This window comes from Hahella sp. NS-SX17 (assembly GCF_057367735.1).
On sequence record NZ_CM170632.1, the window covers coordinates 2,062,207 to 2,074,661 of the forward strand.

Consider the following 12,455-nt stretch of genomic DNA (forward strand, 5'->3'; position numbering starts at 1 on the left):
GCCCTCTTGCGAGGGCCGTTGGTCACATTGGTCAGCGCAGACTTTTGATTAAGTTTTCACATTCGCTGGCGCTGATATTTTCACCGCAGACCGGGATTTGGTTTTGCGGTTTGCCGTTGGCGACGTCGTTCACCAGAGTATTGCCGAGAACGTGGTTGACGGCGTTGAGGTTGTAGCCGTTATCCTGTTCCGCCATCCAGAAAAAAACGCCGGCGAAGCCGTTGTCTTTGGCGTATTGCGTTTTCAGGGCGGCGGTTCGCGGCGATTCTATGGTGATGAAGGAGCCGATGGCGGGCTGTACGAGATAGTCGGTGTTGGAGGCCTGGTCGGTATACAGTTTGTATCCATTGTAGGGGCGTAAAGAGGGATCAAGGAAGCTTTGATACATATCGTACCCTTCCAGGACCCCTGCCTCCCAGCTACCGTATCCGGCGATGGCGAGAATGAAATTGGTCGTTCCCGGCGCCTGATTGGGCTGGTGGGTAGTGGCTCCGGCGACGCCGTTGCTGTACTCGGTGATATCCGCTGCGCTGTTGAGGCGTTTGGCGCGATGATAATTGGCGACGCCGACCATCAGTTTGTTGTTGGGGACGCCTTTGCCCTGCAAATAAGACATCGCGGTGGTGACGGATGTATTGGCGGACGAGCCCCGTGCGCTCGGGTTGACTTGCATGGGCGTGTGGTTGCTCAGCTCACGTTCCCAGGCGCCGGTAAGATCGTAAGTCATCACATACAAGCGATCCATGTAGGGATGCACGGCGGGCCAGTCAATCAGGTCCAGACGACCGGTTCCTGCAGGAATCGCCGAGGACAGGCGATAATGTTTGCCGGTTTTCTGTCCCAGCCAATCCATCGCTGCGCGAATTTCCTTCAACAGGCGCACATAATTGGCGGCGTCTTCCGGCGTATCCGCGTCAGGAACAGCGCCATCGGAAGCGGGATACTCCCAGTCAATATCGATGCCGTCAAAGTCAAAGCGCTGCAAGAAGTGGATCAAGGAATCGACGAAGGCTTTGCGTCTGGCGTCATCCCGCGACATCCAGCCGAAGCCTTCGGACAAGGTCCAACCGCCGACGGAGAGATCCAGCTTCAAGTGCGGATTTTCTTTTCTCAGTTTATAGAGCACGCCGAATACGCCGCCGACGCTGGCCGGCTCCAGCTCATACATGCTCTCCGTTCCCGTTACGCTGCCGGGAACGCCGACATTGCGCACGAAGGCCGCTTCGAAATCGGCGATGGCCATGGCGCCGTCAGGCAGACTGCTTTGATTGCAGGTGCGATTCACCGCTGCGGGAGCGGACGTGGGGAATCCGGGGTCCTGGGTATCGGAGGCGTCTGGATAACAGATGCCGGAAAAACCGTAGACGATACGATGCAGGTTTTTCACAGGAAGTTTGGTGAAATCATAGCGTCGACCATAGATCGCCCAATCGCCGATGTAAGTGACAACTTCCGTTCCCGCGCGCAGGGAATAAGTATTGTGCTGTAACGGCACGGTTCCGGGAGGCAGTTTGGAGACTCTGGCCCCGTTATCCGCGTCGAAGCCGGGATGATCCCCACCCGGATCGGTGGACGGAACAGAAGAGCGCGGCGTACCGGTGGACGGCGTATTGGAGATGCGCGCTGCGCCGATGGCGCCGCCAGGAAAGCTGACGCTGGCGTTGGGGTTGCCGTCGACAGGCTGTGGATCGCCGTAGTCAATGTCGTTGGGAATAGGCACTGGGCACAGGCTGTCATCTGGGACGCCCACCAGTTTCCAGCGATCAGGATAAGTAGGATCGTTAGGGGGAATGCCCCAGACATCCACTTGGGCCTGGTAAACGCCGCCCTGATAAGCCGCCACGGCTCCAGCGCGATAGATTTTGCTGGCGCTCCAGGCGCTGGCGCAGAATGGCGTATCCGGCCCTGGGCCGGGATCATCAGGGTTGTCGGGGTCGTTTGTTCCACAAGGCCCAATTAATGTCCAGGCGGAACTCCAACTACTGCCGACGCCAGGCTCATACGCCCAGGCGGCGGATGAGCACCAGCCTGGGACGTCGCAGCGGTAGTCATTGCCAATGTTCTGCACGATTTGACCTGCGCTGTAGCTGGCGCCGGCGGAATACTGCGGTGCGTCGCAGGCGCCGGGGTCGTCACCGGAGCCGCCATCATCGGGAGGCGAGCTGCCATCGCAGGCGCCGAGCCCGTTCCAGGCCTGCTCCCAGGCCCAGCCTACGCCGGGTTCATAGGCACCGCCTAATCCGCACCAGCCGCCGACGTTGCAGCGATAAGCGTTGTCGTGATGTTGACGAATGGCGCTGGCGCCAATAGCGCCGGTTTCAAAAGGGGCTACGCCTGTGCAGTCATAAGCGTAGCTATTGGCGGCGATGGTCCAAGCGCCGCCAATTAAGAGCGTGGCCAATAGCTTTTTCATGGTCCATTTCTCTCGTGTGGTTGGTTAACAATCCTGGGTCAGCCAACTGTCATACCACCAAAATGGCGTCGCCAAGCGGTGGCCGAGCGCACCCGTGCTGGACCGGCGCACGGTCAGTGTTTGCGGGTCGAATCCGCTGCGGGGAGCGGGGAATCAGACCTGATACTGCGGAGATTTTTTATAGTAGTTGGTGAATTTTTAACCTTTTTGCCCGTTGTTGGCAATAGGCTGGTCGGGGGGGAGAAAAACGCCGCTAAAATAGATAGTTATGTGGCTTGGTCGGAGAAGCCTTTAACCGTCTTTGCCGGCTTTGGCGTCAACGTGCAACAAACCGGCTTTTCCCCAATTGCTGTCGTCATAGTCCTGTAAAAATATCGTGACCGACTCCGGCTTTATCCCGTAGCTGGTCACAAAGGCGTCGGTAATTTTTTTCACTAAATCCCGTTTCTGCTCCAAGGTTCGGCCGGGGGATTGCGCGATGGTGACGACGGGCATAATTGACTCCTGCAAATAAACTTATGAGTGAAAAATCGACGCATCAGCTTTGCTGTCTGGCCCGCGAAGGCAGGACGCCACTAAATTTTCGAGGCTATCAAGTCATTACCGAAAAGGATGACGCTGACATCTGATAGCGTTGTGGCGCCCGAACAATAGTCTTCAAACCGTGTGAAGGTCAGGCGCGCGCTGGGCCAGACATTCCTTGATAAAGTCTCGCAGGCGGGAAATTCCTTCGCTGATCTGCTCCGGCGTCAGGTAACTGAATGAGAGCCTGATTGCATTGGACTTCCGCGGCGACGAGTAAAACATGTCCATCGGGGTCCAAAGTACGCCGTATTGTTCCGCGGAGGCTCTAAGCTGCTTCAGGCTGACAGTGAACGGTAGCTTGAGCACTAGAAAAAAACCTCCATCCGGCCTGTTCCAGGTGACTTGCGAACGCAATGACGAACCTTTCGGAAAAGCAGCCTCAAGCTGCTGTAACAGGTGCTTCAGATTGTTCTGGTAGAAGTAAATCCGGTTCTCACAGTGCAGCCGCAGATCGCCTTTGCACTCCAACAACATGCCGCCGACCACCGCCTGACAGATCGGCGAGGTGTTGAGCGTCAGCATACTTTTGATTCTAGTAAGGGCTTCCGCCAGTCGCCGGGATACAATAAAGCCCATGCGTACGCCGGGAAACAGGGTTTTTGAGAACGAGCCCAGGTACGCCACTGAGCGGCCGTGCCTATCCAGCGACGCCAGTGTCGGCTTGATGGCGCTCGCCGCGCCGAAAATACCGTAAGGATTATCTTCCAGCACCCTGAAGTTGTAGGTGTGGGAGAGCCAGACCAGATCCATGCGCTGGCTGAGTGGTAGCGAAACGCCGGTTGGGTTGCAGAAATCGGCGTTGATATACAGCGCTTTGACCTTATGGCCTTCCGCCTCCAGGGCCTGAATTTTATTCTCGATTTCGCTGATCTCCACGCCGTGATCGCGGACGTTGAAGGTTTCGATCCGAATGTCCAGCAGTCTGGCGGCCCCGATAATACCGACGTACGCCGGCTGTGGAACCAGCAAGATGTCCTGAGGGGCGGCGAACAGGGCGCGCAGCATCAGAATCATTCCTTCCTGTGCGCCAGAGGTGACAACGATATCTTTGGGACGACAGATAACGCCGTCGGTTTTCTTCAGCATATCGGCGATGAGCTCGCGAATATGCCCTTCCGGCGGGGCGGCTTGAAACAGCTGAGTAATGATGGCGTTTTCCGGTCGATGCTCATGATGAGTGAGATGCTCGACGTAGCGTTGCAGATATCGGCCGATATCGTTGAGTTCAAAGTCCTTTTCAATAGGGCGTCCGGACGCGAACGATATCGCATCGGGATATTGTCTGGCGATATCGTTGAGTAAGGTTGTGGAGTTAAGGCATGGGTCCGCCAGGGAAGCATGCAGCGGCAGCTCCTCGCGCTCATCCTGAGGTTGCATCGCGCTCATGGTTTAATCCTTCCAAATCTGCGGGCGAAAATCTGGGCCAGCGTGCGGGTGTTCCAGGGTGGCGCTAGGCGGCGTTTGGTAAGTTCTTCCCAATCCTCAATACAAACCGGCTCCATGCTGGCTCCCTTTAGTGTGGTGGTTTCCTTGTCCGTTCAATGTGAAGAAATGCGCTCTCTGACATTATCCAAAGGGCGCTTGTCGTCAGACATAACGGAAAATATTCAGATTCGTCTTTGGTTGAATATTTTCGTAAATTTTCTAAATTGCACGTATTTTTTACTGTATTGGCGTCATTAATTATCTGTCAATGAAAATTTGATGAAATTTCGAATTATGACGAAAGTTGTGAATGAGGGGAGTGAATTGCGCATAACGGGCGTTATGAATGAAATCCCCCGCTTCCCATTGAGAGCTGTGCGACGGATTGACGAACAAAGAGAAAGTTTTTCACTTTTCTATGCAATCCCGGCGTCGCAGCTAGACTATGTCTACATGTTCGTCTACATGAGAGGTGAAAAGGAGTTTGGACCATGACGAAATCGATGCGGGAACTACTCGTTGGTGAAAGTTTGGGAGAAAGTCGATGGGTGAAAATAGATCAGGCGTTAATTGATCAGTTTGCTGATTGCACTCGTGACAGGCAGTGGATTCATGTGGATAAGGAGCGTTGTCGGAGGGAGAGTCCATATGGCCAGCCCATCGCTCATGGTTTTTTGGCGTTGTCGCTGTTGCCGGGGTTGTTATATGAGTTGATCTCTCCGCCAGAGGACGGTTATGCGCTGATTAATTATGGCCTGGAGCAAGTACGTTTTCTTGAGGCAGTGCGGAGCGGCGATGAAATTCGCTTGGAAGCGACGTTGGAGAGTATTCAGCAAAAGCCAAGCGGGACGCTTTATCGAATTAATTGTACGGCGCGCATTCATGGTCGTGAGAAGCCAGCCTTGGCGGCTGCGTTATTGGCGCTGTGTGCGGAGCTGAAGCCGCAGGCTTAACTGATGTCGGCTTCAGCGCTATCTGGAACTTGTTTAGAAACCTTGCAGACTGGCGAGGTCTTTGACTTCGCCAGTGCTGACGGTGCAAAAGCTTAAAGGAGCTTGCTTCTGTTGATCGCTGATAACCTTTACTTGGGCCGCCGCCACTTTGCGCAGGCTGTCGAAAGGCAGCGTGGTCACGGAATCGTCTTTTTGGATAAGGGCTTTAAGAAGTTTGCTGAACATGATGTCGTATCCCGTAATTATTGTTGCTTACATTCAGTAGCGGCCTTCTTCGGTGAATCCCGTCAAAAAAGTAAAAATATGTCATATTTTGATGGGGAGAGTGGGGTGCGCCTAGTGTTCCCTTGGATGCGCAGGCAATAAAAACATGAGATTATCAGCGCCCATCTTTCGAAATGCCCATTAAGAGAATTTCCTGAATGCAACGAAAACTCGAAGACCGATCCTTTTTGCTGCTGTTGCTGGCTGTGACCTTTGGGTTCGGGCTGCTGATAATGCCGTTCTTTTACGCCATATTCTGGGCGGCGATGTTGGCCATTCTGTTCGCGCCGCTGCATCGCTGGCTGATTCGGCGATTTCCAGGGAGGGACAATATCAGCGCCCTGCTGACGCTCCTGGCCAGTCTCTTGATTGTGGTGATTCCGCTGGCGGTAATGATGACGATGCTGGCGAAGGAGGGAGCCAGGGTGTATCAGCAGGTAAGCTCCGGTGAGATCCAGCTGCAGGCTTTGGTGGACAAGGCGCGGGCGGCCATGCCAGTGATCCAGGAGCTGGCTGAGCGTTTCGAGATTGACCTCGGCAACGTCAAACAGATGTTGTCGCAAGCGGCATTGACCGGCAGTAAGTTTTTCGCCACGCAAGCGTTCAACTTTGGTCAAGAGTACCTGCAGTTCACTGTCAGTTTTGTGTTGATGTTATATCTGACGTTTTTCTTTCTGCGGGATGGCGGCAGTCTGATACAACTTTTAATCCGAGCTCTGCCGTTGGGCGACACCCGCGAAATGCACCTCTTTCAGAAGTTTGCGGAAGTTTCCCGGGCGACAGTGAAAGGTAACCTGGTGGTGGCCATTGTGCAGGGTACGCTGGGAGGATTGATTTTCTGGGCGCTGGGGATCAAAGGCGCGCTCTTGTGGGGGGTAGTAATGGTGGTGCTGTCCTTGTTGCCGGCGGTGGGGTCCGCCCTGGTATGGGGGCCGGCGGCGGCATATCTGTTTTTCAGCGGCGATGTTTTCAAAGGCGTTGTGCTGGTGCTGTTCGGCTTCTTTGTCATAGGACTGGTGGACAACGTGTTACGCCCGGTTCTGGTGGGGCGCGACACCAAAATGCCTGACTATCTCGTGCTGTTGTCGACCCTGGGCGGTTTATCGTTATTCGGCTTGAATGGATTCGTGCTGGGGCCAGTACTGACCGCGTTGTTCCTGGCGTTCTGGCAGATTTTTATGGAAGAGTTCAATAACGGCGAAGAAGAGACCTTCGTCGATGAAGACGAGGCGTCCGGGGTCTGATAAAACCGGGCGCGTATTGCGCCCGGATGCGCTTATCAGTCGAGGTGGAACAACTCTTCCGGCAGCGCCATCAGGCTGTCCGCGCCAGCTTTGACGCTGGCTGCGAGTGAGCGAGTGCGGGGCAACAGGCGTTCGAAGTAAAACTCCGCCGTGTGCAGTTTGGCTTGATAGAAGTCAGAGTCGCCGCTGTGCGCCTCCAGTTTGCCTTTGGCTGTCACTGCTATGCGCAACCAGAAATAGGCCAGGCAAACGTAGCCGGAATACATCAGAAATTCGACTGACGCCGCGCCGATTTCATCCGGGTTGGCCTGCGCCTTTTCCGCAACGCCCTGAGCAATTTGCCGCCATTCATCCAAGTGCTGTAGCAGCGCGTCCGTCCAGACACTGAAGTGGCGGGCGGCGTTCTGAGTTTCGCAAAACGCGCGTATCTCATCGGTGAACTGACGCAGCAACTCTCCTTTGCTGCCAATGATTTTTCGAGCCAGCAAATCAATGGCCTGGATGCCAGTAGTGCCTTCATACATGGTGCAGATGCGGGTATCCCTGGCCAGCTGCTCCATGCCCCATTCCTTGATAAAGCCGTGGCCGCCGTAGACCTGCATGCCGTAGCTTGTGCACTCCTGCGCGGTTTCCGTCAAAAAGGCTTTGACGATTGGCGTCAGCAGCGCCAGTTTCGCCTCGGCGGCGGTTTTTACCTCAGTGTCTTCGCTGTATAGCGTCAGGTCGATCTGCTGGGTGCAGTACATCGCCAGGGCGCGCCCGCCTTCACGAATCGCCTTCTGCGTCAGTAGCATGCGTCGTACGTCAGGATGCACGATGATTGGATCGGCGGGTTTATCCTTGTTGACGGGGCCTTTGAGCGAGCGCATCTGCAAACGATCGCGAGCGTAGCTGATCGCGCCCTGAAACGCCGCTTCCGTGGCGGCCAGACCTTCCAGTCCTACGCCGACGCGCGCTGCATTCATAAAGGTGAACATGCAGTTGAGGCCGCGATTAGGCTCGCCGATCAGATAACCGCGCGCGCCGTCAAAATTCATGACGCAGGTGGCGCTGCCTTTGATGCCCATTTTGTGCTCAAGGGAACCGCAGGATAAGGTGTTGGGCGTCGTGATTTCACCGCTATCGGACACATTGAACTTGGGGACGATAAACAGGGAAATCCCCTTAGTGCCCGCAGGAGCGTCAGGCAGACGGGCCAGGACGACATGGACGATGTTATCGGACAGGTCATGGTCGCCGGCGGAGATGAAAATTTTGGTTCCGGTGATGGCGTAAGCGCCGTCAGGTTGCGGCTCAGCTTTGGTTTTCAGCAGCCCCAGATCTGACCCGCAGTGGGGTTCAGTCAGACACATGGTGCCGGTCCAGCGTCCTGCAATCAGATGAGGTAAGAAGCGCTGCTTTTGTGAATCCGAACCGTGGGCGAGGATGGTTTCAACACAGCCCTGGCTCAGTCCGGGGTACATGGCCCAGGCGTGATTGGCGCCAGAGAACCACTCGGACAGAATGCTCGACAGCGAATAGGGTAAGCCTTGACCATCGTACTCCAACGGCTGCGACATGGCTGGCCAGCCGCCTTCTACATACTGTTGATAAGCTTCTTTAAACCCTTTGGGCGTTGTCACGACGCCGTCATTCCAGGAGCAGCCCTCTGTATCGCCCACCGCATTCAGCGGCGCCAGGATATTCTCCGCAAACTTACCGCCCTCCTGCAGGATCGCCTGCACCATATCCGGCGTCGCATCCGCGAATCCCAGCTTTTCGTAATGCTCGAAGAAACCCAACAGTTCATCCATCACAAACGCCACATCACGCTGCGGAGCTTTGTAGTTCAACATATGCCTACCTCGTATTATCAATCACCAACAGCCAAATATACTCAGCCAATAAACCCAGTTTACCCGCAGAGGCAGGTTAGGCCGTTGGTGGTTTTTGACAAAAATGATGCGGGATTGGACGGAGAGGGTGGCAAAATAAATGCTTGATTAGAAATAATGATGGGCGACTGAAGCCTGAGCCTCTGCCTGACTTGATGTAACGGTCATGAGTGCGTGTAAACAAAGTGGTATCTTACTATTCTGATGTGGTAATTCTAGGTTTGCCCCCAGAGTCTTGGGTTGAGTAAAGCGATGGCCTAATAAAAAAAGCCCGCAACAGCGGGCTTCCAATTCAAGTCATTAACTTTGGACTTTGCCTTTAGGCAATCCGATGACAATCGATATCAGCGCCATGAGTCCCAGTAGCCAGCAATATTGGATGTTGCCGATCAGTTCTACTGGAGAGACTTTGGCCAGGGATGAGGCCAGCAGGGCCTGTGCGCCGTAGGGGATGACGCCCTGGACGACACAGGAGAAAATGTCCATCAGGCTGGCGCTGCGGCGTGGGTCGACCTGATAACGGTCGGCGATATCTTTCGCCAGACTGCCGGATAGTAGAATCGCGACGGTGTTATTGGCGGTGCAGACGTTGGTCAGGGCGACGGTGGCGCTGATGCTCAGTTCGCCTGCGCGGCTGGTGTGTTGTTTGGCTCCGCCCAGTCTGCTGATGCGGTCGATGGTTTTCGCCAGCCAGTCCAGGCCGCCCTGAGACTTCATCATGGCTCCCAGGCCGCCGATCAAAAGCGATAAGATCAGAATTTCCTGCATGCCGGTATAGCCGGCGTAGATGTCCTTGGACCAGGACGCCACGCTGTAGTCAGGCTGCATGAACAGACCAATTCCACCTGCCAGCACGATACCGCTGAACAGCACCAGCATGACGTTGACGCCCAATACCGCCAGCGCCAGTACGGCGACGTAGGGCAGGATGCGGATCAACTCATAGTCTTTGGGCGCTTCCACCACAGCGTTACTGCTCTGGAAGTACAACCAGATTAAGGTCAGCACCGCCGCTGGCGCTGCGATCATAAAGTTCAGTTTGAACTTGTCGCGCATTTCGCAGCCTTGGGTGCGAGTGGCGGCGATGGTGGTGTCGGAAATAATAGACAGGTTGTCGCCGAACATGGCGCCCCCTACTACGGTGCCGATAGTCAGTAGCATGGGGAGTTCCGTTGCGTCAGCAACGCCCACCGCGATAGGGGCGATAGCGGCGATGGTGCCCATGGAGGTGCCCATGGCGGTAGCGACGAAAGCGGTGATGATGAACAGCCCTGGCAATACCAGAGAAGGCGGTATCACGCTGAGTCCGAAGTTAACTGTAGCGTCCACGCCGCCCACGGCTTTGGCGACGCTGGCGAAACCGCCCGCCAGCAGATAAATCAGAACCATGGTGATGATTGTGTTGTCGCCGACGCCCTTGATAAAGGTTTCTATGCGCTCATTCAAGGTTCCGCGCGCCATCATTACCGCTAGTAGAATAGCGGGCAGGATCGCGACCGGCGCGGAGATTTGATAAAAGGCGTACTCAACGCCCTCTGACTGATACCAGAGGCCGCTGCCGACAAACAGCGCCAGAAACAGCGCCAGCGGAAGCAAAGCTAAGGGAGATGCTTGGGACATATTACTTCTGTATTCCACGAATGATTAAGAGCCAACCCGTTCTGTACAGATACAGATCGCGGACTATAAAAAGGCGAAAGATTATAGGTAACGGAAAATTAATCTCTAATAATTTATCGTGATCGGGTGCTTTGTTTCGGTTATAAGTCGCGCCGTTTTAAGGTCATAAAGAAATATTTGGCGCAAAAACAGATTCTTATATTCTCAGTTCCTGCGAGGCGTTCAGACGTCGCCTTGAGCGCGTCATAAGTTTTTCGTAGAGTCAACGAACTGTCAGCTTTTCCGGGCGTCGGGTTTACTGTACATCCTCGGAAGTAGGGAAGCGCTGGCTGTTCACTGCAGTATTTTATGCAACTTGAGTCAAGGAATGATTGTTATGAGATTAGCTTTGTTGTTGATGACGGCAGTAGTATTGACAGGACTTCAGGGAGAGGGCGCTTTAGCGCAAGACTCCGCTCTCCGACCGCAGCGACTTATTATTCACTATGCAGGCGACGTTTCGACGTCCCCATCCTCTGCTTCCTTCTCTTTAATCTCCCCCGCTGCGCGCAGCGCCTTGCAAAGCATTGATTATCTACGCCCTCTCGCGGTTGGCTCTCGACGCTTGTATCAGGCTAAACGCCGGCTGACGCAGACTGAGCTGGCGCAGTTGCAACAAGATTTACTCAGCGACGCCAGCATTTTGGATGTAGAGGAGGACATATTGCTGCATAAGGCGGCTGCGCCTGACGATCCGCGGTATGGTGAGCAATGGGGATATTTTGATGCAGTGGCGGGCATCAACGCGCCTGCTGCATGGAGCATGGCGACCGGTTCAGGCGTCGTGGCGGCGGTGCTGGATACGGGAATCGTCACCCATGCGGATATGGACGCCAATGTCGTTACCGGATACGACTTTATCAGCGATCCAGTTGTCGCCAATGATGGCGACGGGCGCGACGCTGACGCCAGCGACCCAGGGGACTGGGTGGCGCAAAACGAATGTTACGATGGAGCGGAAGCGGAAGACTCAAGCTGGCATGGTTCGCATGTGGCTGGAACGATCGCCGCCGTCACCAATAACCAGGTCGGGGTTGCTGGCGTGGCGTTTAACGCGCGTATTTTGCCGGTCCGCGTACTGGGCAAATGCGGAGGTTATCTGTCGGATATTGCGGACGCTCTGGTTTGGGCTGTAGGCGTTTCGGTGGATGGCGCGCCGGAGAACCTGCATCCCGCCAAAGTCATCAATATGAGCCTGACAGGGCAGGGACGTTGTGGCGGGACCATGCAGTCGGCCATTAACATGGCGCGTCAGCGTAATGTCACGGTGGTCGTCGCCGCTGGTAACGCCAATGCGGATGTTCGTCAGTTTCTGCCAGCGAACTGTAAGGGCGTTGTAGCGGTCGCTGCGAATAACAAAGCGGGCGCACGCGCCTGGTACTCCAATTTTGGCCGCAAAGTCGACGTCTCTGCGCCGGGCGGCGAAACTGAGGTGCTCAGCAATGGGGTTTTGTCCATTTGGAATGCAGGCCTGACTGTGCCGGGGGAGGAGTCCTATCAGTTCTATCAAGGCACCAGTATGGCGACGCCCCATGTGGCCGGGATAGCGGCTCTCCTGTATGAAGCTGACCCTGGAGCCACGCCGGGGCGGATCGAAAGCGCAATCAAATTGGGGGCGAGGCCATTGCCTGGGGATTGCGACGGTGGATGCGGCGCAGGCATCGCTGACGCAGCACGGGCGCTGGCGGCGCTGAATGGCGATCTGCCGCTGCCGGAGCGGGGCGTGTTAAGGCTGGAGAATCTGCGAGGAGGTGAGAACGAATGGGACTACTATCGCTTTGAAGTACCGCGCGGCGCCATCGAAATGGTGGTCAGGAGCTTTGGTGGGACGGGGGATGTGGACCTTTATGTCGCCGACGATGTGCGTCCCACACCGAATAAATATGACTGCCGCCCTTTTATAGACGGCAATGAAGAGCAATGCGTGTTTCCCAATCCCGAACCCGGCGTATGGTTTATCGGGTTGCGCGGACGCCATAGCTATCGTGGCGTCAGCGTTACCGCCAGTTGGCGTAAACCCTAGCTGCCGCTATTTCCA

General features: G+C 55.3%; 9 protein-coding genes. 3 read left to right on the forward strand and 6 right to left on the reverse strand.

Annotated features, from left to right (window positions below; translation table 11 throughout):
• Positions 1–31: 31 nt before the first annotated feature.
• From AC2IBB_RS09335 to AC2IBB_RS09345, 3 genes are all read right to left on the reverse strand, one after another.
• Complete coding sequence (locus AC2IBB_RS09335; protein ID WP_486332609.1) at positions 32–2,413, reverse strand: glycosyl hydrolase family 18 protein; 2,382 nt, start codon at positions 2,411–2,413, stop codon at positions 32–34.
• 291 nt (positions 2,414–2,704) lie between these two features.
• Positions 2,705–2,908, reverse strand: coding sequence for a tautomerase family protein (locus AC2IBB_RS09340; RefSeq protein WP_486332610.1), 204 nt, complete (start codon positions 2,906–2,908; stop codon positions 2,705–2,707).
• Positions 2,909–3,070: 162 nt separating this feature from the next.
• Positions 3,071–4,384 carry an aminotransferase-like domain-containing protein gene (locus AC2IBB_RS09345; RefSeq protein WP_486332611.1) on the reverse strand — a complete coding sequence of 438 codons (1,314 nt, stop codon included), beginning with the start codon at positions 4,382–4,384 and terminating at the stop codon, positions 3,071–3,073.
• Positions 4,385–4,914: 530 nt separating this feature from the next.
• Between AC2IBB_RS09345 and AC2IBB_RS09350 the strand changes: the two genes are divergently transcribed.
• A complete protein-coding gene (locus AC2IBB_RS09350; RefSeq protein ID WP_486332612.1) occupies positions 4,915–5,376 on the forward strand; it encodes a MaoC/PaaZ C-terminal domain-containing protein in 462 nt (153 codons plus the stop codon).
• A gap of 33 nt (positions 5,377–5,409) precedes the next feature.
• Here AC2IBB_RS09350 and AC2IBB_RS09355 read toward each other — a convergent pair whose 3' ends face one another.
• Complete coding sequence (locus AC2IBB_RS09355; RefSeq protein WP_486332613.1) at positions 5,410–5,601, reverse strand: hypothetical protein; 192 nt, start codon at positions 5,599–5,601, stop codon at positions 5,410–5,412.
• A 197-nt stretch (positions 5,602–5,798) separates the two neighbouring features.
• On the opposite strand from AC2IBB_RS09355, the gene AC2IBB_RS09360 reads away from it, so the two are divergent.
• Complete coding sequence (locus AC2IBB_RS09360) at positions 5,799–6,884, forward strand: AI-2E family transporter (RefSeq protein WP_486332614.1); 1,086 nt, start codon at positions 5,799–5,801, stop codon at positions 6,882–6,884.
• A 35-nt stretch (positions 6,885–6,919) separates the two neighbouring features.
• Here AC2IBB_RS09360 and AC2IBB_RS09365 read toward each other — a convergent pair whose 3' ends face one another.
• Positions 6,920–8,719: an acyl-CoA dehydrogenase C-terminal domain-containing protein gene (locus AC2IBB_RS09365; RefSeq protein ID WP_486332615.1), complete on the reverse strand. Its 1,800-nt coding sequence runs from the start codon at positions 8,717–8,719 to the stop codon at positions 6,920–6,922.
• 339 nt (positions 8,720–9,058) lie between these two features.
• Positions 9,059–10,378, reverse strand: a complete 1,320-nt coding sequence (locus AC2IBB_RS09370; protein ID WP_216739618.1) for a Na+/H+ antiporter NhaC family protein — start codon at positions 10,376–10,378, stop codon at positions 9,059–9,061.
• A 376-nt stretch (positions 10,379–10,754) separates the two neighbouring features.
• Between AC2IBB_RS09370 and AC2IBB_RS09375 the strand changes: the two genes are divergently transcribed.
• Positions 10,755–12,440, forward strand: a complete 1,686-nt coding sequence (locus tag AC2IBB_RS09375; protein WP_486332616.1) for a S8 family peptidase — start codon at positions 10,755–10,757, stop codon at positions 12,438–12,440.
• Positions 12,441–12,455 lie beyond the last annotated feature (15 nt).

Bases quoted from the DNA above. Each gene is read 5' to 3' on its own strand.
- AC2IBB_RS09365 (WP_486332615.1), bottom strand. From the start codon at position 8,719: ATGTTGAACTACAAAGCTCCGCAGCGTGATGTGGCGTTTGTGATGGAT.
- AC2IBB_RS09360 (WP_486332614.1), top strand. From the start codon at position 5,799: ATGCAACGAAAACTCGAAGACCGATCCTTTTTGCTGCTGTTGCTGGCT.
- AC2IBB_RS09350 (WP_486332612.1), top strand. From the start codon at position 4,915: ATGACGAAATCGATGCGGGAACTACTCGTTGGTGAAAGTTTGGGAGAA.
- AC2IBB_RS09355 (WP_486332613.1), bottom strand. From the start codon at position 5,601: ATGTTCAGCAAACTTCTTAAAGCCCTTATCCAAAAAGACGATTCCGTG.
- AC2IBB_RS09370 (WP_216739618.1), bottom strand. From the start codon at position 10,378: ATGTCCCAAGCATCTCCCTTAGCTTTGCTTCCGCTGGCGCTGTTTCTG.
- AC2IBB_RS09375 (WP_486332616.1), top strand. From the start codon at position 10,755: ATGAGATTAGCTTTGTTGTTGATGACGGCAGTAGTATTGACAGGACTT.
- AC2IBB_RS09340 (WP_486332610.1), bottom strand. From the start codon at position 2,908: ATGCCCGTCGTCACCATCGCGCAATCCCCCGGCCGAACCTTGGAGCAG.
- AC2IBB_RS09345 (WP_486332611.1), bottom strand. From the start codon at position 4,384: ATGAGCGCGATGCAACCTCAGGATGAGCGCGAGGAGCTGCCGCTGCAT.
- AC2IBB_RS09335 (WP_486332609.1), bottom strand. From the start codon at position 2,413: ATGAAAAAGCTATTGGCCACGCTCTTAATTGGCGGCGCTTGGACCATC.